At 65.9% G+C, this 24,494-nt stretch carries 30 protein-coding genes; 12 read left to right on the top strand and 18 right to left on the bottom strand.

Features of this window, described 5'->3' with window-relative positions; genetic code table 11:
* Positions 1 to 10: 10 nt before the first annotated feature.
* Positions 11 to 1,282 (bottom strand): multidrug effflux MFS transporter, encoded by a 1,272-nt coding sequence (locus tag ACI6S0_RS17845; RefSeq protein ID WP_029547873.1) that lies wholly within the window; start codon positions 1,280 to 1,282, stop codon positions 11 to 13.
* 237 nt (positions 1,283 to 1,519) lie between these two features.
* Between ACI6S0_RS17845 and ACI6S0_RS17840 the strand changes: the two genes are divergently transcribed.
* On the top strand, positions 1,520 to 1,816 hold the full coding sequence (locus ACI6S0_RS17840; RefSeq protein WP_029547874.1) for an SEL1-like repeat protein: 297 nt from the start codon (positions 1,520 to 1,522) through the stop codon (positions 1,814 to 1,816).
* Here the strand turns inward: ACI6S0_RS17840 and ACI6S0_RS17835 are convergent, their stop codons facing one another.
* From ACI6S0_RS17835 to ACI6S0_RS17815, 5 genes are read right to left on the bottom strand one after another with little or no spacing between them, the layout of a single operon-like run.
* Positions 1,817 to 2,950 carry a GNAT family N-acetyltransferase gene (locus ACI6S0_RS17835; RefSeq protein WP_434403795.1) on the bottom strand — a complete coding sequence of 378 codons (1,134 nt, stop codon included), beginning with the start codon at positions 2,948 to 2,950 and terminating at the stop codon, positions 1,817 to 1,819.
* Positions 2,947 to 3,654 carry a glycerophosphodiester phosphodiesterase family protein gene (locus ACI6S0_RS17830; protein ID WP_434405961.1) on the bottom strand — a complete coding sequence of 236 codons (708 nt, stop codon included), beginning with the start codon at positions 3,652 to 3,654 and terminating at the stop codon, positions 2,947 to 2,949. Before ACI6S0_RS17830 ends, ACI6S0_RS17835 begins: the two co-directional genes overlap by 4 nt.
* On the bottom strand, positions 3,647 to 4,114 hold the full coding sequence (locus tag ACI6S0_RS17825) for a RidA family protein (RefSeq protein WP_007715324.1): 468 nt from the start codon (positions 4,112 to 4,114) through the stop codon (positions 3,647 to 3,649). Before ACI6S0_RS17825 ends, ACI6S0_RS17830 begins: the two co-directional genes overlap by 8 nt.
* A complete protein-coding gene (locus ACI6S0_RS17820; RefSeq protein ID WP_313393640.1) occupies positions 4,111 to 4,767 on the bottom strand; it encodes an HAD family hydrolase in 657 nt (218 codons plus the stop codon). The genes ACI6S0_RS17825 and ACI6S0_RS17820 overlap by 4 nt, the downstream gene beginning before the upstream one ends.
* The gene (locus ACI6S0_RS17815) at positions 4,764 to 5,051 is read right to left on the bottom strand and encodes a DUF3572 domain-containing protein (RefSeq protein WP_434403794.1); all 288 of its coding nucleotides are present in this window, start codon (positions 5,049 to 5,051) and stop codon (positions 4,764 to 4,766) included. Before ACI6S0_RS17815 ends, ACI6S0_RS17820 begins: the two co-directional genes overlap by 4 nt.
* Before the next feature lie 68 nt (positions 5,052 to 5,119).
* Between ACI6S0_RS17815 and ACI6S0_RS17810 the strand changes: the two genes are divergently transcribed.
* Positions 5,120 to 5,482 carry a response regulator gene (locus ACI6S0_RS17810; RefSeq protein ID WP_004208955.1) on the top strand — a complete coding sequence of 121 codons (363 nt, stop codon included), beginning with the start codon at positions 5,120 to 5,122 and terminating at the stop codon, positions 5,480 to 5,482.
* 149 nt (positions 5,483 to 5,631) lie between these two features.
* A complete protein-coding gene (locus tag ACI6S0_RS17805) occupies positions 5,632 to 7,518 on the top strand; it encodes a PhoX family protein (protein WP_010338632.1) in 1,887 nt (628 codons plus the stop codon).
* 135 nt (positions 7,519 to 7,653) lie between these two features.
* On the opposite strand, the gene rpmG is transcribed toward ACI6S0_RS17805, so the two are convergent.
* A complete protein-coding gene (rpmG, locus tag ACI6S0_RS17800; RefSeq protein ID WP_004208953.1) occupies positions 7,654 to 7,821 on the bottom strand; it encodes a 50S ribosomal protein L33 in 168 nt (55 codons plus the stop codon).
* A gap of 201 nt (positions 7,822 to 8,022) precedes the next feature.
* Between rpmG and ACI6S0_RS17795 the strand changes: the two genes are divergently transcribed.
* The 3 genes from ACI6S0_RS17795 (at position 8,023) to ACI6S0_RS17785 (ending at position 9,538) form a co-directional block, all read left to right on the top strand.
* A complete protein-coding gene (locus tag ACI6S0_RS17795) occupies positions 8,023 to 8,346 on the top strand; it encodes a hypothetical protein (RefSeq protein WP_004208952.1) in 324 nt (107 codons plus the stop codon).
* A gap of 11 nt (positions 8,347 to 8,357) precedes the next feature.
* Positions 8,358 to 8,924: a TMEM165/GDT1 family protein gene (locus ACI6S0_RS17790; protein WP_434403792.1), complete on the top strand. Its 567-nt coding sequence runs from the start codon at positions 8,358 to 8,360 to the stop codon at positions 8,922 to 8,924.
* Positions 8,925 to 9,046: 122 nt separating this feature from the next.
* Complete coding sequence (locus ACI6S0_RS17785; RefSeq protein WP_004208950.1) at positions 9,047 to 9,538, top strand: Dps family protein; 492 nt, start codon at positions 9,047 to 9,049, stop codon at positions 9,536 to 9,538.
* 67 nt (positions 9,539 to 9,605) lie between these two features.
* Here ACI6S0_RS17785 and ACI6S0_RS17780 read toward each other — a convergent pair whose 3' ends face one another.
* The 6 genes from ACI6S0_RS17780 to ACI6S0_RS17755 all read right to left on the bottom strand — a co-directional run bounded on the left by ACI6S0_RS17780 (position 9,606) and on the right by ACI6S0_RS17755 (position 15,591).
* Positions 9,606 to 10,076, bottom strand: a complete 471-nt coding sequence (locus tag ACI6S0_RS17780; RefSeq protein WP_048938548.1) for a GreA/GreB family elongation factor — start codon at positions 10,074 to 10,076, stop codon at positions 9,606 to 9,608.
* 51 nt (positions 10,077 to 10,127) lie between these two features.
* On the bottom strand, positions 10,128 to 11,954 hold the full coding sequence (gene cobT, locus ACI6S0_RS17775) for a cobaltochelatase subunit CobT (RefSeq protein WP_434403790.1): 1,827 nt from the start codon (positions 11,952 to 11,954) through the stop codon (positions 10,128 to 10,130).
* Complete coding sequence (locus ACI6S0_RS17770) at positions 11,951 to 12,373, bottom strand: OsmC family protein (RefSeq protein ID WP_434403788.1); 423 nt, start codon at positions 12,371 to 12,373, stop codon at positions 11,951 to 11,953. Before ACI6S0_RS17770 ends, cobT begins: the two co-directional genes overlap by 4 nt.
* Before the next feature lie 36 nt (positions 12,374 to 12,409).
* The gene (gene cobS / locus ACI6S0_RS17765) at positions 12,410 to 13,417 is read right to left on the bottom strand and encodes a cobaltochelatase subunit CobS (RefSeq protein ID WP_004208944.1); all 1,008 of its coding nucleotides are present in this window, start codon (positions 13,415 to 13,417) and stop codon (positions 12,410 to 12,412) included.
* Positions 13,418 to 13,503: 86 nt separating this feature from the next.
* A complete protein-coding gene (locus ACI6S0_RS17760; protein WP_434403787.1) occupies positions 13,504 to 14,796 on the bottom strand; it encodes an Hsp70 family protein in 1,293 nt (430 codons plus the stop codon).
* Between the two features lie 177 nt (positions 14,797 to 14,973).
* Positions 14,974 to 15,591, bottom strand: a complete 618-nt coding sequence (locus ACI6S0_RS17755) for a J domain-containing protein (RefSeq protein ID WP_099233283.1) — start codon at positions 15,589 to 15,591, stop codon at positions 14,974 to 14,976.
* A gap of 45 nt (positions 15,592 to 15,636) precedes the next feature.
* Between ACI6S0_RS17755 and ACI6S0_RS17750 the strand changes: the two genes are divergently transcribed.
* The gene (locus tag ACI6S0_RS17750; RefSeq protein ID WP_004208941.1) at positions 15,637 to 15,924 is read left to right on the top strand and encodes a BolA family protein; all 288 of its coding nucleotides are present in this window, start codon (positions 15,637 to 15,639) and stop codon (positions 15,922 to 15,924) included.
* Positions 15,925 to 15,946: 22 nt separating this feature from the next.
* Positions 15,947 to 16,852: a pirin family protein gene (locus tag ACI6S0_RS17745; RefSeq protein WP_434403786.1), complete on the top strand. Its 906-nt coding sequence runs from the start codon at positions 15,947 to 15,949 to the stop codon at positions 16,850 to 16,852.
* A 9-nt stretch (positions 16,853 to 16,861) separates the two neighbouring features.
* Here ACI6S0_RS17745 and ACI6S0_RS17740 read toward each other — a convergent pair whose 3' ends face one another.
* On the bottom strand, positions 16,862 to 17,725 hold the full coding sequence (locus ACI6S0_RS17740) for an MJ0042-type zinc finger domain-containing protein (RefSeq protein WP_434403785.1): 864 nt from the start codon (positions 17,723 to 17,725) through the stop codon (positions 16,862 to 16,864).
* Between the two features lie 180 nt (positions 17,726 to 17,905).
* Between ACI6S0_RS17740 and ftsE the strand changes: the two genes are divergently transcribed.
* Genes ftsE through ACI6S0_RS17720 form a run of 4 tightly spaced genes read left to right on the top strand, consistent with a single transcriptional unit; the run spans position 17,906 to position 20,765 of the window.
* The gene (gene ftsE / locus ACI6S0_RS17735) at positions 17,906 to 18,616 is read left to right on the top strand and encodes a cell division ATP-binding protein FtsE (protein WP_010338642.1); all 711 of its coding nucleotides are present in this window, start codon (positions 17,906 to 17,908) and stop codon (positions 18,614 to 18,616) included.
* A complete protein-coding gene (locus tag ACI6S0_RS17730; protein ID WP_434403784.1) occupies positions 18,616 to 19,518 on the top strand; it encodes a cell division protein FtsX in 903 nt (300 codons plus the stop codon). Before ftsE ends, ACI6S0_RS17730 begins: the two co-directional genes overlap by 1 nt.
* Complete coding sequence (locus tag ACI6S0_RS17725) at positions 19,515 to 20,045, top strand: YdcF family protein (RefSeq protein WP_010338644.1); 531 nt, start codon at positions 19,515 to 19,517, stop codon at positions 20,043 to 20,045. Before ACI6S0_RS17730 ends, ACI6S0_RS17725 begins: the two co-directional genes overlap by 4 nt.
* Positions 20,046 to 20,048: 3 nt before the next feature.
* On the top strand, positions 20,049 to 20,765 hold the full coding sequence (locus ACI6S0_RS17720) for a lysophospholipid acyltransferase family protein (RefSeq protein ID WP_434403783.1): 717 nt from the start codon (positions 20,049 to 20,051) through the stop codon (positions 20,763 to 20,765).
* Here ACI6S0_RS17720 and ACI6S0_RS17715 read toward each other — a convergent pair.
* The 4 genes from ACI6S0_RS17715 to ACI6S0_RS17700 all read right to left on the bottom strand — a co-directional run bounded on the left by ACI6S0_RS17715 (position 20,759) and on the right by ACI6S0_RS17700 (position 24,345).
* Positions 20,759 to 21,664: a prephenate/arogenate dehydrogenase family protein gene (locus ACI6S0_RS17715; protein WP_434403782.1), complete on the bottom strand. Its 906-nt coding sequence runs from the start codon at positions 21,662 to 21,664 to the stop codon at positions 20,759 to 20,761. The two genes, ACI6S0_RS17720 and ACI6S0_RS17715, sit on opposite strands and share 7 nt — an antisense overlap.
* Before the next feature lie 4 nt (positions 21,665 to 21,668).
* Positions 21,669 to 22,778: a histidinol-phosphate transaminase gene (gene hisC / locus ACI6S0_RS17710; protein WP_434403781.1), complete on the bottom strand. Its 1,110-nt coding sequence runs from the start codon at positions 22,776 to 22,778 to the stop codon at positions 21,669 to 21,671.
* Between the two features lie 46 nt (positions 22,779 to 22,824).
* Positions 22,825 to 23,616, bottom strand: a complete 792-nt coding sequence (locus ACI6S0_RS17705) for an acid phosphatase (RefSeq protein WP_434403780.1) — start codon at positions 23,614 to 23,616, stop codon at positions 22,825 to 22,827.
* A gap of 102 nt (positions 23,617 to 23,718) precedes the next feature.
* The gene (locus ACI6S0_RS17700; RefSeq protein ID WP_434403779.1) at positions 23,719 to 24,345 is read right to left on the bottom strand and encodes a TetR/AcrR family transcriptional regulator; all 627 of its coding nucleotides are present in this window, start codon (positions 24,343 to 24,345) and stop codon (positions 23,719 to 23,721) included.
* Positions 24,346 to 24,494 lie beyond the last annotated feature (149 nt).

Raw genomic sequence — 24,494 nt, 5'->3', positions numbered from 1 at the left:
TATCCGTCTATCAGTGCATGGCCTCATAGTCCTCGCGCAGCGCGTTGAGGTGCGGCCGGGTGAACAGCTTGCCGCGTTCCGCCCAGAAGACGATCAGCAGCGATCCCGATCCGAACACCAGCAGCCCCAAGGTGAAGGGCAGGGTGGTGCCATCGAAGGCGCGCCCGACCAGGCTGCCCAACGCGCTCGACACCGCGGTCGTCAGGAACGCCTGGAAGGAGGAGGCGACGCCCGCCCCCTTGGAGAAGGGCTCCATCGAGATCGCGCTGAAATTGGACGCGGTGAACGCCACCGTCATCATCGTCATCGCCTGCAGGACCATGAAGGTGACGATCGTTTCCTGCCCGGCCAGGATCACCGCCAGATGCACCGCCGCGATCAGGATGAAGGCGATCAGTGCGCTCTGGCTCAGCCGCCGCGCGCCGAATCGCGAGACCAGCCGGCTGTTGACCAGGCTGCCGATGCCCATGCTGCCTGCGATCGTCGCAAAGGCGAGGGGGAAGATCTTCTGCGCATGGAACACGTCGAAGAAGATCTGCTGCACCGACAGGATGAAGCCGATGAGGCCGCTCATCACCACGCCGCTCGCCAGCATGTAACCGATCGAGCTGCGCGTGCGAAAGATCGTGCCGACCGTCTGGAGGATGGTGCGCGGATTGATGCGGATGCGATTGTCGGGATGCAGCGTCTCGGGCAGGCGGATCGCCATCCAGCCCAGGATCGCGGTCGCCAGGATCGCCAGCACCCAGAAGATCCAGCGCCACGGCGCGATCCAGAGGATCGCCTGGCCAAAGCTGGGTGCCATCACCGGGATCAGCATGAACACCGCGAAGATCAGCGACATGACCCGCGCCATCGCGTCGCCCTTGAACCGGTCGCGGATGATGCCGACGGTGATGACGCGGCTCGCCCCGGCAAAGAAGCCGGCGCTGGTGCGCGCGATCAGCAACATGGTGAAGCTGTGCGCCCCGGCACAGGCGATCGAGGACAGGATGAACAATATCATCGCCCCGCCCAGCACCTTCTTGCGCCCGAACTGGTCGGACAGCACGCCGAACAGCAGCGATCCCACGCCCAGCCCCATGAAATAGAAGCTGATGATCAGCTGCCGGTCATTGGGGTTGGCGATATGCAGGTCGCGGCCAATGTCGGGCAGGGCCGGCAGCATCGGGTCGATCGACAGCGCGTTCATCGCCATCAGGCACGCACACAGCAGCACGAACTCGCGGAAATGAATATCCTTTGCGGCAGGCTGCGCGCCCATGGGGGAATTTTCGGCCATCACTGGCCTATGCGGACAATCGCCCGGCGGCGCCAGCCCCAACGCGCTTATTTCCGCCCCTCATCGCCCGCCTGTCGTCGCCCACCGGGCATTAACCCTGCCGCATCCAGCAGCTTCGGGCAAACTGCGCAAATATGCCGATTTTGCCGTTAACCATTTTTTACGGCCTGCCGGGCATTCTGTCCCCACTCGCAAACCAAAGGTTGGAACATTGGGTTAGGGATACAGGGGAAGATCATGGCAAATAGTCTCAAAAGTGCGCAGTTCTTGATGGATAGTCGTATGGCCGGTGCGGCCCACGGCTCGGCAGAGGCCTGTTTCGAACTGGGCGTCGCCTATAGCTGCGGCACCGGGGGCATGCCGATCGACCTGGTCGAGGCGCATAAATGGTTCAACCTTGCGGCCCGTGGCGGCAGCGAAGCCGGCCAGAGCATGCGCGCAGAGATCGCCGAGGAAATGACCGCGCGCGAGATTGCCGAGGCCCAGCGCCAGGCCCGCGCCTGGATTGTCGCGACCGAAGTCCGCGCCGCCTGATCAGCCTTCCTTGCGGAAGGGCGTTCTTTCATTGAGCCACATACGGTCGCGCTGCACTTCCTCCCGCTCGGCGTCGAGGAATCCCGCCACCGCCCGGCGAAAGCTCGCATTGGGAATATGATGCGCCGAATAGGTGGGCTGCGGCGCATAGCCGCGCGCCAGCTTGTGGCCGCCCTGCGCGCCCGCCTCGACCCGGTCGAGCCCGCGCGCGATCGCCGCATCGATCGCCTGATAATAGCATAGTTCGAAATGCAGGTTGGGCACGTCCTCGCGGCATCCCCAATAGCGGCCATAGAGCGTGTCTTCGCCGATCAGGTTCAGCGCGCCTGCAATCGCCTGTCCGTCGCGCAGCGCCAGCATCAGCAATATCTTGTCCGCCATCGTCTCGCCCAGGATCGAGAAGAAGGACCGGGTCAGATAGGGCCTGCCCCATTTGCGCGCGCCGGTATCCTGATAGAAATCCCAGAATATGTCCCAATGCGCTTCGGTCAGGTCTCGTCCGGTCAGGTGGACGATCTCCAGCCCCTCGACCGCGCGCCGCCTTTCCTTGCGGATATTCTTGCGCTTCTCGCTCGACAACTCGGCCAGGAAATCCTCGAACCCGGCATAGCCCTTGTTGTGCCAGTGAAACTGGCTGTCCTCGCGAATCAGCCAGCCCGCCGCCTCGAACAGCGCGATCTGGTCGGGATCGACGAAGGTCGCATGCGCCGATGACAGGTCGTTGCGCTCGACCAACGTCTCGATTCCCGCGATCAGCGCCGGCCCCAGCATCGAATCGCGCAGCAGCAATCGGGGGCCGGGCACGGGGGAGAAGGGGGCGGCGATCTGTATTTTCGGATAATATTGGCCGCCCGCCCGTTCCCAGGCATCGGCCCAGCCATGGTCGAACACATATTCGCCCTGGCTGTGGGTCTTGGCATAGAGCGGCGCGGCCGCCGCGATCGTCCCGTCCGGCCCGTCGATGACGATCGGCAGCGGCTGCCATCCGGTGCCCGGCCCGACGCTTCCGGACCGTTCCAGCGCGGTCAGGAAATCCCAGCTGACGAACGGATTGGCGCTGCCGGCACAGGCATCCCACTGCGCCCTGGGCAGGTCGGCGACGCCACCGGCGATGCGCGCGACAAATTCGCTCATGCTGGTCCCTCGAAGATGATCTGGTCGACATGGGCCGCAGCGATCGCCCGCTGCGCCGCGCTGCGTACCGTCCAGCTCAACACCGGCAATCCCCGGCGACGGGCGGCAGCGGCGAAGCGGAAGGGCAAGTCACGGATATCACAGGCCAGAAAATCGGGATTGGCCAGCCAAAGTGCAAGGGTGCGGTCGAAAAGCGCGCGCAGCCGCCCCTTGTTCTGGCTGCTGCTCACCAGTCCGCGCACCATGTCCGGCCGATGTCGCGCAAACCAGCGCATCGCCAGCGGGTTGAACGACATCACCGCCACCGGCTGGTCGCGGCCGTCGAGCGCCCTTGCCACCGCGGCGCAGGTCGGCGCGACATCGCGTCCCTCGACCTTTATCTCGATCAGCAGTGGCGTCGCGATACAGGCATCGAGCAGTGCCGCAAGGCGCGGGATCGCGCCGCCATCGGGCAGGCGCAGCGCGTCCAGTTCTGCCGCATCGCGATCCGCCACGGCGCCCGCTTGCCCGGTCATCCGCATCAGGCTGGCGTCATGGAAGACGAAGGGCCGGCCGTCGCGGCTCAGCCGGACATCGCATTCGATGCCCAGCCCCCTGGCGATGGCGGCATCGAACGCCGCCATGCCATTTTCGCTGATGCCCGTCCGATGCAGCCCGCGATGGGCGAAGGGGCGGGCGGTCAGCCAGTCCGGCCGCTTATGCAGCGGGGCGAACCTGCACGATCGCGTCGATCTCGACGGCGGCGCCCAGCGGCAGCACCGGTACGCCGACGGCGCTGCGGGCATGTTTGCCGGCTTCGCCGAACACCGCGACCATCAGTTCCGACGCGCCATTGGCGACCTTGGGCTGGTCGGTGAAGCCCGGCGCGCTGGCGATGAAGGCGCCCAGCTTGACGATCCGCTCGACCCGGTCGAGATCGCCGCCCAGCGCCGCCTTCATCTGGGCGATAAGGTTCAGGCCACAGGCGCGCGCGGCTTCGACGCCATAATCGAGGTCGCGGTCCTCGCCCAGGCGGCCGGTCATCAGCTGTCCGTCCTTCAGTGCGATCTGGCCGGAAATATGCAGCAGGCCATTCACTTCGACCGCCGGCACATAGGCGGCGACCGGCGCGGCGGCGGCGGGCAGGGTGATGCCGAGTTCGGCAAGGCGGGCGTCGATGCTCATGCAATGGCTCCATTCAGGGGCGTTGAAATAGCGGGTGCCGGCCCTTCGGCCAGGCGGGCGATGATCCATTTTTCGGCGCTGGCCCAATCGTCGATCCGGGCATGGGCCTTGTCCGCGACCGGGATGTCGCCGGCGATTTCGGGCTCGCCGACCATGTGCAGCCGCCACACATCGGGCGCATGACGCGCGACCGACGCATGATGCTCGCCCAGATCGTCGATGAACAGGGCGCAGCTTGGCTGGCGCTCGGCCAGGATGTTGGCCAGTTTGCGCCCCTTGCCGCCATGGTTCCAATGGACCGGCAGGTGCAGGCCATGGCTTGCGAGCTGTTCGATGCGCAGCTGGTGGTGGCGCTCGCCGATATTGGTCAGCACTTCGATGTCGGCGATCTGTGCCAGCCGGTGCAGCGCCTCGACCGCGCCGCTGATCGGGGTCTGGCGCGCCATTTCGGTATCGAAAAAGGCGATCAGCAACTCCCACACCAGTTCGCGTTCCAGCGGAATGCCGCTGTCCTTGTGGCGCAGTGCCTCGGCAAACCCCTGTTCGCGCATGTCGAAATGCACATCATGCGTCTCGTCCAGCCAGTGGCGGAACGGCACGACCATGTGCAGCAATACCTCGTCGCAGTCGGTGATGATCAGCGGGCGGCTCATCGGCTCAGATTCTCCTTCGCGGCGATCAGGGCCGCCGGGCTGCTGTCGATCGCCTCGGCACAGGCAACCAGATCGGGTTCATGGTCGGCCAGAAAGGCCAGCACGGCGCTCAGGATCGCGCGATTGCCGACGCCTACGCGCAGCGCATCGGCATCCAGTCCGGTCAGCGCCAGCAGCCGATCGGCCCGGCGACCATCGCTCAGCGTCCATCCCATTGCCATCAATGCCAAAATTTCGGCATCGGCGGCGCTATCCGGCTTGCCATTCTGGGTCTCGGGTCGCATGATTGGCTCTCGCGGAATGGGCGGCTATAGGCGCGCACCAAGGGGCTTCTCTGGAACGCGGGTGACTCGTGGCAAAGCGCGTGCTCGTTGTCGAGGACAACGAACTCAATCTGAAACTTTTTTGCGACCTGCTGCGCGCGCACGGGCATGACGTGCTGCCGCTGCGCGACGGCCGCGATGTGCTGGCGCAGGCGCGCGAATTCGCGCCGGACCTGGTCATCACCGACATCCATCTGCCCCATGTCAGCGGCTATGACCTGATCGTGTCGCTCAAGGGCGATGACAGCCTGTCGGCGGTGCCGATCATGGCGGTCACCGCCTATGCCGGGAAGGGCGACGAGGACCGCATCCGCGCCGCCGGCGCCGACGCCTATGTGTCCAAGCCGATTTCGGTCCTGCGGTTCGTGGAGCAGGTGAACGCGCTGCTGTAACCCACCGGCAACAGCGTCACTGATGCGTCATCATTCGGTCGCTGCTCTGACATCATAGCGCAGTTTGCGCGTCATCCTCCTCTGTCACGTCATGGGCGCCAAGGGCGCGGCGGTCATGCCGACGCTCGGATGCACAGGGGTATTTTATCATGTCTCATCTGACCGACGAGGCGCGCGCGGCCTTCCGCGATGCGCAGCCCAAGATTGTTTCGGGCGAAGATAGCCTGGAAGCCATCGTCGCGGCCAATCCGGGCCGCCGCTCCGTCCTGAAGAACGGCCTGCTGGGCCTGTCCGTGCTGCCGATGCTCGGCGCGCTCGCCGCCTGCGACGATGATGACGACGACAGCACGCCGGCACCCACGCCGACGCCGACGCCCACCCCCACGCCGACTCCGACGCCCAGCTATGGCATCAACTTCACCTCGGTCGCGATCAACACCAACGACACCGTGACCGTGCCGTCGGGCTATACTGTCGATGTGCTGCTGAAGGCCGGCGATCTGGTCGAAGCCGGCACCGCCTTTGCCAACGGCACCTTCCCGACCAGCGTCAGCCAGACCGCGGCCTGGGCCGGCGGCAATCATGACGGCATGGAATATTTCGAACTGACCGGCACCGACGCCAACAGCGGCGGCCTGCTCGCGATCAACTTCGAACTGCCCGACTATAATATCCTCTTCTCCAGCGGCAGCTATAACGCATCGACCGCCACCGCCGATCAGAAGGCGATCGCGCTCTCGGCCGTCGGCATCGCCGTGGTCGAAGTGACCAAGGGCACGGACGGCAAGTTCGCGGTCAAGGCCGGCTCGAAATATAACAAGCGCTACAGCGGCAACACCGACTATCGCGTCGGCGGCCCTGCTGCGGGCGTCCTGCCCGGCACGATCCGCGGCATGCTCAACAACTGCTCGTCGGGCCGCACCCCCTGGGGCACCTACCTCACCTGCGAGGAAACGACGAACAACTATCTCGATCCGACCCAGCCCAACACCAGCTATGGCTGGGTGGTCGAGATTGATCCGTTCCAGGAACTGGCCCCCGCGACCAAGCGCACCGCGCTCGGCCGTTTCAGCCATGAAAATGTCGCCCACATGACCGACGCCAACAACCGCGTCGCCTTCTATATGGGTGACGATTCGACGCCGGGCTGCGTCTACAAGTTCGTGCCGGACCGCGCCTTCAGCAGCAGCAACCGCGCCGCCAACACCGACCTGCTCGATTATGGCACCCTCTATGTCGCGCGCTTCAATGCCGACGGCACGGGCGAATGGCGTCCGCTGGTCCAGGGTCAAAATGGTCTGGTCGCGGGTGCCCAGGATCCGGGCAATGTCAGCCAGTCGACCACGCCGCCGACCCCGACGACGGTCAATTTCACCAACCAGGCCGATGTGCTGGTCAACACCCAGTCGGCCGCCCGCGTCGCTGGCGGTACCATCATGGACCGTCCGGAATGGATCACGGTTGCGCCCAACAAGCAGGCGATCTTCGTCACGCTGACCAACAATAGCGGCCGCCGCGTCACCGACGCTGCCGATCCGCGCGTGACCAACCTGCATGGCCATATCCTCAAGTTCCGCGAAAATGGCGACTCGCCGCTGGCGACCGCCTTCACTTGGGAAATCTTCCTGCTGGCGGGCAACCCCGCGCTTGCGGAGGATAATCTCAAGGGCAACATCAGCGGCGACTATTTCTCCAGCCCCGATGGCATCCGCATCGATCCCCAGGGGCGCCTGTGGGTCCAGACGGACCATAATCTGACCGGCAATGCCGGCACGCTGAACGGTGCTGCCACCAACATGACCGGCGCCTTCGGCAATAATTCGATGTATTACATCGACCAGACCAGCAAGCAGTCGAAGCGCTTCCTGGTCGGCCCGGCAGGTTGTGAGATCACCGGCATCGCCTATACGCCGGACCTCAAGAACTTCTTCATCAACATCCAGCATCCGACCGGCAACTGGCCGGTGGCGGGGCAGCAGCCACGCTCCTCGACCATCGTGGTGCGTCGTACCGACGGCCAGCCGGTCGGCAACTGACGACATCGGGCTCCCGATCTTCGGATCGGGGGCCTAGCCGGCGCGAATGCCAACAGGAAAAGGCCCGCTCCCAACAGGGACGGGCCTTTTTCGGTGCCGAAAGATCAGGCGCGCGGGCGCGAAGCCCGCAGCGGCTTACTTGATCTTGGCTTCCTTGAACTCGACATGCTTGCGCACGACCGGGTCATACTTGCTGAAGCTCAGCTTTTCGGTCGTGGTGCGCGGGTTCTTCTTGGTGACGTAGAAGAAGCCAGTGTCAGCCGTGCTGACGAGGCGGATCTTGACAGTTGCCGGCTTGGCCATGGCTTGGTCCCTGGTCTTGAAATAGCGTAAAAAGAAAAGCGGCCCTGTCGGACCGCCCCGTTTCAGCGGTGCCCCTTGGGGCAGATTCGCCCCGATGTCAAGGCTCGCGCGCCCAATGGAGGCTGCGCAACAGGCTTTACGGCCCTTTAACCCTATGCGCGCATGCTGCTAGGCGGGGCACGGATGAAGGGAGATGGCTCCATGCGACATGATCCGAAACTGGCGATTCTGGCGGACCTGCTGCGGCGGGTCGACGGACTCGCCGCCCAGCGCGGCCATGTGTCGGTGCCGCGCCTGCATGACGAGGTCGACCAGATCCGCCATATCGCCCGTGCCTTCCGCGTCGATAGCGTCGGCGACCTGGCCGCCACGCTCCAGTCGGTCCTCTCGCTTGATGGGCTCGATTCGGTCGTCCTCTCCTATCTTGATCGGATGCGGGACGCGATCGCCGACGAACTGCCGCCGCTCGACAATATTTTGCCGCCGGCCGCCGCGCCCGCTACGGTGCATCGCCTGCACGCCTGACGGGATTTGGAATGGACGCCTTGTTGATCGCCCTGCTGGGCTGCCTGTTCGGGGAAATTGGCGACAAGGGGCAGTTGCTCGTGCTGGCGCTCGCCCATCGCTATCAACGCGACGGGGCGATCATCGCCGGCGTCGCCGTTGCCGCCATCGCCAATGCCGCGCTTTCCGCGGCAGCGGGCGCCTGGATCGGGCCGATGCTCGGCCATGATGCGCGGCTGCTGTTCATGGCGCTGTCGGTCCTGTTCCTGGGCGTCGGCCTGCTCTGGCCGGTGAAGATGCCCGACACGCTCGACGACTGGCGCATCGGGCCGTTCCTCACCACTGCGCTCGGCGTCTTCATCCTGGGCTTTGGCGACGGCCCGCAATTCCTGATCCTGGGCATCGCCACCCGCACGGCCGACCCGGCGCTGGCCGCGATCGGCGGCGCGATCGGCGTGATCGCCGCCAGCGTGCCGGTGATACTGATGCGCGACCGGTTCCTCTCCGTGCTGCCGGTGCGCGCGATTCGCCTGGTCGGCGGCGGCATCGCCATATTGGCGGGCGTAGGCATGGCGATGAGCGCGATCGGCCGGCTCTGATCGATTCCCTTCATCAGCCTGACCGATAAATTGCCCAAAGATTTCCGACTTGCGGGGGCACCTTATTGACGGACAATCATTATATGTCCGAAATCAATTCCGCCCCAACAGGAGGACAGTGCATGACCGCCCCCGATCTCAAGACGCCCACCGACCTTAAGAGCAACGCCACCAAGTCGGTCGCAGAGGCCCTGAACGGCGCCCTGGCCGACAGCTTTGCCCTCTATCTCAAGACCAAGAATTTCCACTGGCACGTCTCCGGCCCGCATTTCCGCGACTATCATCTGATGTTCGACGAGCAGGCAACCGAGATTCTGGGCGTGACCGACCTGATTGCCGAACGCGTGCGCAAGACCGGCAACACCACGCTGCGCTCGATCGGCGACGTCGCCCGTCACCAGAGCGTGAAGGATAATGACGCCGATTTTGTCAGCCCGGCCGACATGCTCAAGGAACTGCGTGACGACAATCTGGCGCTGGTCGAAACCTTCCGCGCGGTGAAGGCCGCCGCCACCGAGGCAGGCGACAATGCGACCGAAGGCATTGTCGATGACTGGACCGACCAGGCCGAACAGCGCGCCTGGTTCCTGTTCGAAGCCGCGCGCGGCGCCTGAATCTGAAAAGGGCCTCCCGGCAAATCACCGGGAGGCCCTTTTCATGATCGCAATCGGTGAGGGGGGCTTACGCCTCGTCCACCACCCCGATCGCCACGATCTCGATCGCCCCGTCCTTGCCGGCAAAATCGACCGCCTCGCCGATCTCGGCGTCCATCATCGCGCGGGCCAGCGGCGCGGAAAAGCTGATCCGCCCCTCATGCGGATCGGCCTCGTCATCGCCCACGATCGCCACGGTCTTCTCCTGCCGGTTCAGCCGATAGGTCACCCGCGTGCCGAACGCGACCGTCTCGCCATCAGGGGCCGGGCGCAGTTCCGCCGTCGCCAGTCGCGTGCGCCAATAGCGCAGCACCCGCTTGTGCTTCTTGGCGGCTTCCTCGTCCATCGCCGCGGTGTCGATCGCTTCCAGCGCCGCCACCTGTTCCTGCGTCAGCCGCAATCCGCGCGCCGTGACCCAGTTCGGCCCCAGCGGGATCGGCAGCTCGAACTTGGGCTCCATATGCTCATCGTCGCTCTCGCGACGAAAGGCGACACTCATCTTGCCTCTCCAGAATTTCAATAATGCGGGATGACGGGCCGAGGTGGCCGGTCAATCCTCGTCGAACAGGCCTGCAAGCTGTTCAACCATCGTGCCGCCCAATTGTTCGGCGTCCATGATGGTCACGGCGCGGCGATAATAGCGGGTGACGTCATGGCCGATGCCGATCGCCACCAGCTGCACCGGCGACCTGTTCTCGATCCAGTCGATCACCTGGCGCAGATGCCGTTCCAGATAGGTGCCGCTATTCACCGACAGGGTGCTGTCATCGACCGGCGCACCGTCGGAAATCACCATCAATATGCGCCGTTCCTCGGGCCGCGCGATCAGGCGCGCATGCGCCCAGAGCAGCGCCTCGCCGTCGATATTTTCCTTCAGCAGCCCTTCGCGCATCATCAGGCCCAGATTCCTGCGCGCCCGGCGCCAGGGTTCGTCGGCCTTCTTGTAGATGATGTGGCGCAGGTCGTTGAGCCGCCCCGGCATCGGCGGGCGCCCGGCCGCCAGCCAGTCCTCGCGGCTCTGCCCGCCCTTCCAGGCGCGCGTGGTGAAGCCAAGGATTTCGGTCTTCACGCCGCAGCGTTCCAGCGTGCGGGCCATGATGTCGGCGCTGATTGCAGCAATGCTGATCGGCCGGCCGCGCATCGAGCCGCTATTGTCGATCAACAGGGTGACGACAGTATCGCGAAACTCGGTGTCGCGCTCGATCTTGTAGGTCAGCGACCGGGTCGGATCGATCACGATCCGCGCCAGCCGCGCCGCGTCGAGAATCCCTTCCTCCTGGTCGAAATCCCACGACCGCAGCTGCTGCGCCATCAACCGGCGCTGCAACCGGTTGGCGAGCTTGGTGACCGCGCCCTGCAAGGACACGAGTTGCTGGTCGAGGAAACCGCGCAGGCGGTTCAGCTCATCCTCGTCGCACAGGTCGTCGGCGGTGACGACCTCGTCATGCTTCTGGGTATAGGATTTATAGTCGAAACCGGGGGGCAGGTCGGATGTCGGCCGATTGGGGCGCACCGGCATCATGCCTTCCTCGCCCATATCGTCGGCGCCGTCTTCCGCGTCGGCGTCGAACTCCTCGCTATAGTCGGTGTCGCCCTCTTCGGTCTCGCCGCCCTGATCCTCGGAGCGGGCCTCGGCGTTCATGTCGCTGTCGCCCGATTCCTCCTGACCGGAATCGCCTTCTTCCTGCTCTTCCTCCTTGTCCTCGCCCTCATCCTCGGGCTCGGGGTCGTCGGTTTCGGGCGGCACGTCGGCATCGACCAGTTGCAGATGCTCCAGCATCGCCTGGGTCAGCTTCTGGAAGGCACGCTGGTCGTCGATGGCTAGGCCCAGCGCGTCGAGATCGCTGCCGGCCTTGTCCTCGATCCACTGGTCGACCAGCTTCATCGCCGGCCGCAATTCCTCGGGCACCGCCTGGCCGGTCAGCCGCTCGCGGACCTTGAGCGCCAGCGCGGTCGACAGCGGCACCTCGTCCGCCGCCCGCGCCCGGCGGATCGGATCGGACTTCAGGCGCATCGCCAGCGCCTCATTGAGGTTCGCGCGCACGCCGTCCAGCGCCCGCGATCCGATCGCCTCGACCCGCGCCTGCTCGACCGCGTCGAACACCGCGCGCGCCACCGCTTCGCCCGGCGCCATCGCATTGTGCAGCTTGGCATTATGGTGGCGCAGCTTCAGCGCATTGGCATCGGCAAAGCCGCGCGCCAGTGCCACCTGATCGGCGGGCAAAGCGCGGCTGGGCGTCGGCACCTTGATCGCCTTGCCCACCATATGCGGCGTGTCGGCGGTGAAGCTCACCTCCACCTCCATGTCGCGCGTCATCGCCCGCGCAGTACCGGCCAGCACATCCTTGAAGGCGTCGAGGGGGGGACGTTCGCTCACCGGCCCTCCGGATCGCGCACGCGCGGCACGGCGACGGTCTCGATCTGCGTCTCGACCTCGCTCATCAGCTTGTGGACCGGGCATTTGGCCGCGACCGCGATCAGCTTGTCATGCTGCTCGTCGCTCATAGGGCCGGTCACGGCGATGCGGGTGGTCAGCTTGTAGATGCCGGCCCGTTCCTGGCTCGCATCGCGCACCACACCGACATGGATATTCTCGACAGGGATGCCGTTGCGCTGCGCATACCAGAGCATGGTCATCGCCTTGCACGCGCCCAGCGCCGAATCATACAGGTCATGCGGGTCCGGCCCGGCGTCATGGCCTTCCGGCGCCGACATGTCGGTGACGATCTCATGGCCCCGGATGCTGATCCGGTGCGCACTGCCGCCATTGGGGTCGATCCGTTCGACGACGATCATGGGTCTGCCCTCTCGTTCAAGGGGCCGTGCGAACGCTCAGTTCGCGCGGCTCGCCACGCTCTCGGGCAGATCCTTGCCAAAGACGCGCTGATAATATTCCGCCACCAGCGGCCGTTCCGCCTCGTCGCACTTGTTGAGGAAGGAGAGGCGGAAGGCGAAGCCGACATCCTTGAAGATCAGCGCATTCTGCGCCCAGCTGATCACGGTGCGGGGCGACATCACGGTCGAGATATCGCCGTTGATGAAGCCCTGGCGGGTCAGTTCCGCCACCTTGATCATGCTCTCGACCTCCTTGCGGCCGCCCTCATGGTCGTACTCGCCCGACTTCGCCAGCACCACCTGTGCCTCGGTCGCGGCGGGCAGGTAATTCAATGCCACCACCAGGTTCCAGCGGTCCATCTGGCCCTGGTTGATCTGCTGCGTGCCATGATAAAGGCCGGTCGTGTCGCCCAGGCCGACCGTGTTGGCGGTCGCGAACAGGCGGAAATGCGGGTTCGGCCGGATCACGCGATTCTGGTCCAGCAAGGTCATCTTGCCGTCGGTTTCCAGCACGCGCTGGATCACGAACATCACGTCCGGGCGGCCGGCATCATATTCGTCGAACACCAGGGCGACCGGGCGCTGCAGCGACCAGGGCAACAGGCCTTCCTTGAATTCGGTGACCTGCTGGCCGTCCTTCAGCACGATGGCGTCGCGCCCGACCAGGTCGATGCGGCTGATATGCGCGTCCAGGTTGATGCGGATGCACGGCCATTTCAGGCGCGCGGCGATCTGTTCGATATGGCTCGACTTGCCGGTGCCATGATAGCCCTGCACCATGACGCGGCGATTGAAGGCGAAACCGGCCAGGATCGCCAACGTGGTGTCCGGATCGAACACATAGGCGGGGTCGAGGTCGGGCACGCGCTCATCGGCCTGGGAAAAGGCCGGAACCTTCATGTCGATGTCGATGCCGAACATCTCGCGCACATCGACTTCGCGGTCGGGCGCCTCCATCAGCGTCTCGGAACGGGCATCGGGCTGGATGTTGGAAATGTCGGTCATGTCGTCATCATCTTCCTGCGAGTCACTCTCGCCCTAAACGATCGGGCAAGGGTGTGTCGAGACAGTGGGGGCTAGGCGGCCGGCGATCAAGCGGCCCATTCGGTCAGATTGGCCTCCTGTCCGACCAGTGCCAGTCCATGGGCGATCGATGTCAGCTCGCCGCCGGTGGCAATCCGGTCATGGCCGAAGCGGCGGAAGAAGATGTCGCGGATCGCCGGGATCAGCGACGATCCGCCGGTCAGGAACACCCGGTCGATGCTTTCCGGGGCGACATTGGCCTTGGCCAGCGCCTTGTCGACGGTCGCCTCGATCGCGGCGATGTCGGCCGCGATCCAGCGCTCGAAATCGGCGCGTGCAACCTCGGTCTCGATTCTGATGCCGCCCCCTTCGAAGCGGAAGGTGGCATTGTCGGCGTCCGACAGGGCCCGCTTCAGCGCGCCGACCGCATCATAGAGCGGATAGCCCAGCTCCTTCTCGATCACGGTGATCATCCGGCCGATCGCGGCGGGATCGCGCGCCGCCTTCTGCAACTTGGCCAGCTCGTCCATCGTCCGCCGGTTGCGCATCAGCGCCAGGCGCGACCAGTCGGCGAAATCGGCGAAATAGCTGCGCGGTATCTCCAGCTCCTTGCCGAAGGAGGTGTAGGCGCCGCCCTTGCCCAGCATCGGCAGCACCAGCTGGTCCATGATGCGATAATCGAACCGGTCGCCGGCGAGGCCAATGCCCGCCGATCCCAGCGGCACGCAGCGGCGCGCCGCGCCCGGCGCCTCGACCCGGACCAGCGAAAAGTCGCTGGTGCCGCCGCCGAAATCCGCGACCAGGATGGTCGCCGCGCTGTCGAGCCGGCTGGCATAGCTGAACGCCGCGCCCAGCGGCTCATAGACATAATGAATCTCGCTGCCAAAGCCGGCGAACATCGCATCATAGCGCTGCCGCGCCAGCGCCTCGTCGGGCCGGGCGCCGGCATATTCGACCGGCCGGCCGACCACGATCCGCTCCGGCCTTTTGTCCAGCGTGCCGCCGGCATGGCCGATCATCTTCCCCAGGAACATCTGCCCCAGTTCCTCGAAGCGATAGCGTTTCTCGAAGATGCTGGCGCTTTCGAAGATCGGGCTGGCCGCGACCGACTTGAACGATTGCAGGAACCGGCTGTCCTCTGGAAACTCCAGATATTCACCGATCGCCCAAGGGCCGGCCTCATGCGCCATGCCGCCCTTCACATGGCTGTCATGCCAGAAGCACAGGGCAGACCGGAACACCGCGCCGCTCGCCTGCGCGCCGGCAAATTCGACCAGTTCCGACTGGCCGGCATCGGCGATGGCGGCGACGCTGTTGGTCGTGCCGAAATCAAGGCCCAGCGCGCGCGGCTGATCCTGCATGGGGTCTCTCCGGGAAAATCGAGGGCCGGGCGCTATGGCAGCGTCATTCCCACCCGGCAAGGCCATCCTGTCCTACATCGGGGGCTGATGCTAGACCGGATAAGGCTGGGCAGGCGCGCGCAGCAAGATTTCCAACTCTTGTAACTTGATGTCAAAATAAGCGGGAAATATGCGAAGTTAAGCGAACACCGGCACCTTGCGCAGATGGCCATAGGCCTCGATCACAGTCTGCAACTGCCCCTCCTTGGTGCGGTCGCCGCCATTATGGTCGGGATGATAGCGGCGCAGCAATTCGGTATAGCGGGTGCGCAGCGCCTTGCGGTCGGCGTCGATCGGCAGGCCCATCACCGACAGCGCCTTGCGATCCTCGGATGACAGGAACTGGCCGTCCTGCCGCACCTGCGCATCGGCCCGAGCCTTGGCCACCCGTTCCTTGAACTTGGCGCCGATCGCGTCGAGCGGATCCTGGAAGTCCGACCATTTGGGCGGCGGGCTGGCAGCATTGCTGGAAAAGGCGCGGGTCTCCCGCTCCCAGCCGGCATAGGGGCGCTGGGCCGCGGCAATCTCCTCCGGGCTCATGCCGGTGAAGAAATTATAGCCCTGGTTGAAGGCGCGGACATGGTCCAGGCACAGCCAGCGCCATTGGGGCCCCTCCTGATGCGACCGGTGGCCTTCCTGCAATGGCGCGCGAAATTCGCCCGGTTCCGGGCAACCGGGCACGGCACAGGGGCGGTCGCTTTCCACGCGGCCATGGAAACGGTTGAAACGACGGGTCGAGAAGGGATCGCTACTCAAGATTGTCCTGATGGAATGGCTGGCAAAGCAGCCTATATAGGGCGCATGACCACCGACCTCAAAGGCCCTGTCGCCACCGAAATCGAGGCGCGGCTGCGCGCCGCCCTGACTCCTGCCCATCTCGCCGTCATCGACGACAGCGAAAAGCATCGCGGCCATGCCGGCCATGACGGGTCGGGCGAAAGCCATTTCACCGTGGAGATCGTCGCCGAACGGTTCGTCGGCCAGAGCCGCGTTGCCCGCCAGCGCCTGGTCAATGCCGCGCTTGCCGACCTGCTGCGCGACAAGGTCCACGCGCTCGCGATCAAGGCCCGCGCGCCCGGAGAAGCCTGACCCCAACGACAGGAGCCATCCCATGTCGAGCGACAATTTGCTGCTGCAGACGATCACGCCCACCACCCATGATCTGGGCGATTTCAAGGTGCATCGTGCGCTCCCGGCGAAGGAGCGGACCATGGTCGGCCCCTTCATCTTCTTCGATCAGGCAGGGCCGGCGCTGTTGCCGACGGGGCAGGGGGTGGACGTCCGCCCCCATCCGCACATCAACCTCGCCACCGTCACCTATATGCTGGAAGGGACGTTCCTCCACCGCGATTCGCTCGGCACGCAGCAGTTGATCGGCCCCGGCGCGGTCAATCTGATGACCGCGGGCAAGGGCATCGTCCATTCGGAACGCACTCCGCCCGCCGATCGCGGCCATGACAAGAAACTGCTGGCGATCCAGACCTGGCTCGCCTTGCCGGACCGTGACGAGGAATGCGACCCGGCCTTCGAGCATGTCGAGGGCTGCGGCCTGCCGGTGCTGGAGGATCATGCTTCCTGGGCGCGGGTCATCATGGGCACGCTCTGGGGCGAGACGGCGCAGGTCTCGACCTATGCCGACACCATCTATGCCGATATCCAGCTGCGACCCGGCGGTTCCATCCCGGTCGATGCGATCGCGGAGGAACGGGCGCTCTATCTCTGGCAGGGATCGGCGACGCTCGACGGCGTCGAACTGCTGCCCCAGACCCTCTATGTGCTGCGCCCCGGCGTGCCGGCGACGCTGCACAGCGACCATGGCGCCAATCTCGTCCTGTGCGGCGGCGAGGCGTTCGCGACCCCGCGCCATGTCTGGTGGAATTTCGTGTCCTCGACCAAGGAGCGGCTGATGCAGGCGCGCGAGGATTGGGAGGCGATGCGCTTCCCGCTGATACCGGGCGATGATCAGGAATATATCCCGATACCGCAGGGCCGACCCAAGACCGTCAGTTATCCCTGACGGTCAGGTTTATTCCACGAAGGTCAGCGACAGATTCTCGGCATTCTTGGGAATGTCGATCCGGCTTTCGTTGATCGACGCTTCCTCGCCGGGCTTCAGCCGGGCCTTGTCCGCCTTGGTGGTCCAGCTGAACACCAGCCGGTTCTGCCGGTCGCGCAACTGCACCAGCACCGGCGGCACCGGCAGCGCCTGCTTGCCGCTGTTCACGATCCGCGCGCCAAAGGCAAAATATTGCTCGCCGGTCGGCAGCTTGCGCCGCTCGGCAGGCTTGGAGAGATAGAAGAGCAGGTCCGGATCGCCCTCTTCGGCGACCAGGCCCATATTCACCGCCCAGGCCGGCGGCCCGAAATAATGGAGCGCAGCACCTGCGGCCGCGACCAGCAGGAAGAAGAGGACGGCGGCCCAGGTCAGCAGCTTGGCGCCATTGCGCCGACGCTTGGCCGGCAGTGACGGTGGCGGTGGCACCTCTTCGGCCGGCTGCGATACGCCGGCATAAATGTCGTCGAACCGGTAGTCGGGCGCGATCGCGGGTGTCGGTTCGGCCGTGGGTTCGACGGGTGGCGGGGCAGCGGCCTCCGGCTGCGCGGGTGCGACCGGTTCCGGCTCGGGCGCCGGCGTGAATCGCATCGGCGCTTCGGCAGGCGCCGCTTCCACGGGGGGCGGAGGAGGAGGCGGTGGCGGGGGCGGAGCGGGTGGCGGCGCGACCGGCGCAGGAGCGGCCGGTTCGGGCGCCTCTTCGCGCGGCGCGGGGGCGGGGCCTTCCTGGAACCAGCTATGCTTGCAGGCGGCGCACCGCACCTGGCGTCCGTCCGGGCCGACGGCGGTGTCGGGCACGATGTAGCGCGTCGCGCAATTGGGGCACACCAGGATCATTCTGCTTCATAGGCATGGCAGGGACTCTAGGGCAAGAGTCTGAAACACAGACCCGCTCATGGGCGCGACTCGCGGCATTGCGCGGGATAGTTTGTCGGCCTGCCCTTTACGCGTCCCCGCCGCCTGTGCCATGGCAGGGCTTCGGGGAAGCAGGGAGCGCATCGGCGCCACACGTCACTTATGTCGGCCATCGTCCAGTTCGAAAATGTCGGCCTGCGCTATGGTCTGGACAGCGAGACCCTGTCCGACGTCAGCTTCTCGCTCAACAGCGGCGATTTTTATTTCCTCACCGGCAGCTCGGGCGCGGGCAAGACATCCCTGCTGAAGCTCCTTTATCTCGCCCAGCGGCCCAGTCGCGGCGTGATCCGCCTGTTCGGCGAGGATGTGGTGACGCTCCCCCGCAAGCGCCTGCCCGGCTTCCGCCGCCGCATCGGCGTCGTGTTCCAGGATTTCCGGCTGGTCCCGCATCTGTCCGCCTATGACAATATCGCCCTGCCGCTGCGGGTCGCGGGCATGGAGGAAAGCGAGATCGACGCGCCGGTCAGCGAAATGCTGAACTGGGTGGGGCTTGGCGATCGCGGTCAGGCGCGGCCCGCGACCCTGTCGGGCGGGGAGCAGCAGCGCGTCGCCATCGCCCGCGCGGTGATCGGCCGGCCGGAGATATTGGTCGCCGACGAACCGACCGGTAACGTCGACGCGGACATGGCCCGCCGCCTGATGACCCTGTTCGAGGCGCTCAATCGCCTTGGCACCACCATCGTCGTCGCCACCCATGATCTGCCGCTGATGGCCCAGGTCGCGAGCGCGCAGATGATGCGGCTGGACAAGGGCCGGCTGGCCGATCCGACCGGCGCGCTGCGCTATCCGCCCCGACCGCAGGGTGGCGTCTGATGGCCGGTGGCAATCGTCGCAGCGCCGCGGCCGCGCGCCATCGCCTGCTGCCCGCCGGCCGGGTGGCAGGGCCGATGCCCTGGATCATCGCGATCATGATGTTCCTGACCGTGCTGGCCGCCGCGGCGGGGCTCGGCCTTGGCACCGCCGTCCGCGCGATGAGCGCCGATCTGGCCGGCCGCGCCACGGTTCAGGTGGTGGAGGCCGATGCGCAGCAGCGCGACCGTCTCTCCGCTCGCGTGCAACAGGCGCTGCGCGGCAATCGCGATGTGCGCCAGGTCGCGCCGGTCCCGGCCGCGACGCTGGCGCAGCAACTGCGTCCCTGGCTCGGCGTCGATGTGACCAGCGGCGACCTGCCGATCCCGGCGCTGATCGACGTCAGCCTGACGCCCGGCAATGCGACGGCCAAGGTCGACGGGTTGCGCCGGTCGCTCGCGGCCCTGTCGCCCAGCCTGCGGGTCGAACCCCATGCCGCCTTCCTTGCCCCGCTCGCCGGCCTGCTCACCGCGCTGGGCTGGCTGTCGGGTGGGCTGGTGCTGCTGATGGGGCTTGCCACCGGCGCCGTCGTCGTGCTGGCCGCGCGTGGCGCGCATGACAGCCATCGCACCACGATCGAGGTGCTGCACCTGATGGGCGCGACCGATGTGCAGATCGCCCGTCTGTTCCAGCGCCGGATCGCGCTCGACGCCACCATGGGCGGCGCATTGGGCTTTTCCTTCGCCGTGCTGGTGATCCTGCTGATCGGCGCGCGCCTGTCGGCCACCGGATCGCAGCTGATGGGCGCCGTCGCCTTGCCCTGGACCAGCTGGGCGCTGCTCGCGGCGCTGCCGATTGCCGGCATTCTCCTGTCGACGCTCACCGGCCGCTGGACCGTGCTGCGCGCGCTCGGGCGCTCGCTATGATCGTCCGCCTGATCGCCGTTACATTGCTCGGCTGGATGCTGGGCTTTGCCTGGTTCGCGATGTTCCTGCCCCAGCCGCTCGACGGGCGACAGACCGACGCGATCGTCGTGCTGACCGGCGGCGCCGGCCGGATCGACCGCGGGCTGGCCCTGCTGGAGGAGGGCGCGGCCAAGCGCATGCTGATTTCGGGCGTCGATCGGTCGGTCCGCCCGGTCGAACTGGCGGCCGAATATAAGACCCGCCTGTCGCTCTTCACCTGCTGCATCACCCTGGGGCGCGAGGCGATCGACACCCGCTCCAACGCGATCGAGACGGCGCGCTGGCTGGAACGGCGCGATTATAAAAGCGTCCGCCTCATCACCACCGACTGGCATATGCGCCGTTCCGCGCTCGAACTGCGTCAGGCGCTTCCGGGCCGCATAAACCTCGTCTATGACGCGGTGCCCAGCCGCCCCAGCCTCACCATATTGGTGCGGGAATATAATAAATATCTCGCGCGCCGCGTGGCCGCGCTCTTTGGTATCTGATCCATGACCCTGTTCACTGCCCTTCGCTCGCTTATCTTCATGCTGGCCTTCTATGTCGGCACGGCCTTCTTCGTGCTGGCGGCCGTCATCGGCGGGATGTTCAAGCCCGCGCATGTCCAGTCGGCGGCGACCGGCTGGAGCCGCTTTCATCGTCTTTGCGTGCGCTGGATTTTGGGGCAGCGGATCGTGGTCGATGGCGACCTGCCGATCGGTCCCTATCTCTATATCGTCAAACATGAATCGATGTTCGAGACGATCGACCTGCTCTGCCTGTTCGACCGGCCGGTGATCGGTGCGAAGCGCGAACTGCTCGACATTCCCTTTTGGGGAGGCATCGCCCGGCGCTACGGCCTGATTCCGATCGAGCGGACTGCCGGCGCCAGTGCGCTGCGCAGCCTGCGCGCTTCCGCCAAGGACGCCGTGGCGCAGGGGCGGGCAGTCTGCCTGTTCCCCGAAGGGACGCGCGTCCCCCATGGCGAAGCGCCGCCGCTGAAGTCCGGCTTTGCCGGCCTCTACAGCCTGCTCGGTCTGCCGGTGGTGCCGATCGCGATCGACAGCGGCGTCGTCTCGCCGCGCGGCAAGTTCCTCAAGCGCCCCGGCATCATCACCTACAAGGTGGGCGAAATCGTCCCCACCGGCCTCGACCGCAAGGAGGCCGAGGTGCGCGTCCACGCCGCGATCAACGCGCTCAACCCGGCTTCAGCCCTTAACGGTCAGTGAGACCGGCCGAAGTCGGGCTTGGCGTCGTCCTGGCCCTGTTCGATGATCGACCGGCGGATGGCGCGGGTGCGGGTGAACAGGTTGAACAGCGTGTCACCGTCATTCCAGCGGATCGCCCGCTGCAGGGTCGACAGATCCTCCGAGAAACGCTGCAGCATTTCCAGCACTGCGTCCTTGTTCGCCAGGAACACGTCGCGCCACATGGTCGGGTCTGACGCGGCAATGCGGGTGAAGTCGCGGAAGCCGCCGGCCGAATATTTGATCACCTCGCTCTGGGTGACATTCTCCAGGTCGCTGGCCGTGCCGACGATCGTATAGGCGATCAGATGCGGCAAATGGCTGGTCACCGCCAGCACCAGGTCATGATGCGCCGGGTCCATCATCTCGACATCGGCGCCGACCCGGCGCCACAGTTCCGACACCCGCTCGACCGCCGCCGGATCGGCATCGGCGGGCGGGGTGACGATCGACCAGCGCCCCTTGAACAGGGTGGCAAAGCCCGCTTCCGGTCCGCTATTTTCGGTGCCGGCCACCGGGTGCGCCGGGATGATGATGCGGCCGGGCAAAGCGGCGTTCAGCTGCGCCAGCACGTCCGCCTTGCACGATCCCACATCGCTGATGATCGCGTCGGCCGGCAGCTCGTCGGCAATCTCTGCCGCCGCTGCGCCCATGGCCCGCACCGGCACGCACAATATCACCAGTTCGGCGTCGGTGACGGATGCGCCGGCCGTATCGGTGATGTCGTCGCACAGGTCGATGCGCCGCGCGGTTTCGCGCACGGCGGGGTCGGCGTCATGGCCGGTGACCCGCACGGTCGGCATATATTCCCGGATCGCCCGCGCCAGCGAGGATCCGATCAGGCCAAGGCCGATGATGGTGACACGGGAAAAGGGCAGCATCGCGTCAGACCGCCTCCGCCATGGCGCGCAGCTTGGCAGCGACGGCGCGGGTCTGTTCCTCGGTGCCGATGGTGATGCGCAGGCCGTTGGGCAGGCCCTGACCCGGCAGCCAGCGGGTGGCATAGCCTTCGTCCCACAGCCCCTTCATCGCTGCCTCGGCGGTCAGCTTGCCGTCGAACAGGATCAGCAGGAAATTGGTGCGGCTCGGCACTGCGCGCAGGCCATGGTTGGAGAGGGACGCGATCTCGCCCGCCAGCCATTCGCGCCATTGCGCATTATGGGCGCGGCTCGCCTCGACCCATTCATGGTCGTGGATCGCGGCGACCGCCGCGGCCTGGCCGGCGGTGGTCACGTTGAACGGCGCACGGATGCGGTGAAGGATGTCGATCACATCCTGACTGGCATAGCCCCAGCCGATCCGTTCGGCCGCGAGGCCATAGATTTTCGAGAAGGTGCGGGTGACGAACACGTTGGACGCGGTCTTGGCCAGTTCCAGCCCCGCATCATCCTCGTCCGCGTCCAGATATTCGGCATAGGCCTGGTCCAGCACGAAGAGAATGTCGGGGCGCAGCCCGGCATGCAGCCGCGCAATCTCCTCCCGGCTGGTCATGGTGCCGGTGGGATTGTTGGGATTGGCGAGGAAGACGACCTTGGTCTTCTCCGTCACCGCCGCCAGCAGCGCATCGACATCGGTCGCATAATCGGCGTCGGGCGCCTCGATCGGCGTCGCACCGACGCGGCGGGCGGCAATGTCATAGACCGAAAAGCCATAGCGCACATACAGCACCTCGTCGCCCGGCCCGGCATAGGCGCTGGCGGCGATATGCAGCAGTTCGTCCGACCCGGTGCCATAGATGATGCGCGCCGGATCAAGCCCATGGACCGCACCGATCGCCTCGCGCAGCTTGGCCGCGCCGGGATCGGGATAGGTGGCCAGGTCCGCCGTCGCCGCCACCAGCGCCGCGCGGGCAGCCGCGCCGGTGCCGAGCGGGTTCTCGTTGGCGGACAGCTTGATCAGCGGCCGGCCGTCATCGGCGGCGGACTTGCCCGGCACATAGGCATGAATGCCGAGAATCCAGTCCTTGGGGGCGGGTTTTGCTGCAGCGTCGCTCATGGAGCGCGGCTTTAGCGGCTTCCGCGCCAAAGGCAAAGCGGCTGGATCAGTGCGACGCAGCCAATTCCTGCCGCGCCAGTTCGCGCTGGGCACGGAACACCGGATCGGACTGCAACCGCGCATAGGTGGCCGATGCCACGACCCGGCCGGCCAGCGTGTCGCTCAGCCAATGGGCGCGACAGATGACCCGGCTCTCGCCAAATTCATAACCGCGCTTGAGCAGCGCATCCTGCTTGTCGGGCATGACGTCGGTCAGGACCAGCGCCAGCATCCAGCCGATCGCGGTATGGCCCGACGGATAGGAGCCGTCCTTGCGCAGCATCGGCTCGTCCTGCGGGCGGCAGGTATTGCCGTCATGCTCCACGAACGGACGCACCCGCTGATAATGGCCCTTGGCGCGCGAGGTGGAGAAGGCGGCGTCCGCAGCCGCACGGCGCAGCAACATGGTGAGGTGCGGGTGACTGCCGTCCGACAGCGACAGGCCGGCGATCGGCTCGAACGACTGGACCATGTGCGGCCAGCCCAGGTCCGCGTCCGACGCCGCCAGCGCCTGGCGATCGGCCGGCGCGGCGAGCGCGGCGCGATAGGCTTCCTCGTCGGCCGCCTTGGCGGCGGTGCCGGGGGCGGGCGGGGGCGGCAGCAGGGTCAGGCTGTTGGGCAGGGCGGCGGGGTCGAGATAGCCGCGCGGGAAGGGGATGGCCTTGGTCAGCTGCCCGACCGCCTCGATCGTGGTCGGCGGCACCGGGGCGCTGGCCGACGGCGGCGTGGCGGTGGTTGCACAGCCGCTGACCAGCAGGATCGATGCCAGAAGGAATGTCTGTTTATGGAGTGTGCGCATCGCCTGTCCGCCTTTTGCTTTGGGGCCTGACGCCCGGCCCTATCAGCAGTGGCAGGGCGCGACCATCGGTGCTTGTCCCGATAGGCGGCAGCGGTCCAACCCTCAAGCGCGCTTGCCGATCCCCTTCTCGATCAACGCGTTGGCGATGTCGGCAATCTCCTGCGCGGGGCGGCTGTCGTCCCACACGCCATAGCGCAGCCCCAGGAACACATTCATCCCCATGATCGCCCAGGCATGGACCTCTTCCACGTCCGCGCGCACGTCGCCCTGCTGCGCGGCCTTCTTCAGGCGCGCGGCCATGCGGGTGGCGGTATTCTCATAATGGGCGCGATAGGCGGCCTGGTCGACGAACTCGGCCTCGTCGATGATGCGGTAGATTTCCTTGTGGGCGCGGGCGAACTCCAGGAAGCTTAAGAGGCCGATCCGTTCCGCCTCGATCCCGTCACGGGCCTCGGCGATGCGGGGCGAGACATAGTCGCGCACCTGGCCCGACATGTCGTTGACCAGCGCGCGGAAAATGTCGTCCTTGCTGTCGAAATAGGTGTAGAAACTGCCCAGCGCACAGCCCGCCCGGCGGGTGATGCCGCTCACCGACCCGTCGTGAAATCCCTTTTCGCCAAACTCCTCGGCCGCCGCCGACAGCAGCGCGCGCAGCGTGCGTTCGCCCCGCGCGGTGCGCGGCGCCTTGTCATCGCGTCTCTCATCCCGTGGGGAAGCCGGATCGGTCATGCTCTCTCCCTCTGCCTGCCAATACGCGCCTTTTCAATCATTTGAGGACGTCTGGTGGCCTTGTTCGCCGTCCCTCATATTTGAAGTTGAAAGCTGGTTCAACTTTCATTATTCAAAGGGCAAGCAGATTGGCTACCCGGATGACCGGG

Origin of the sequence: Sphingobium sp. DN12 (genome assembly GCF_051058005.1) — a bacterium.
GTDB lineage: Bacteria > Pseudomonadota > Alphaproteobacteria > Sphingomonadales > Sphingomonadaceae > Sphingobium > Sphingobium yanoikuyae.
The sequence above is the reverse complement of the archived record's forward strand: the minus strand, read 5'-3'. Positions and strand labels throughout refer to the sequence as shown.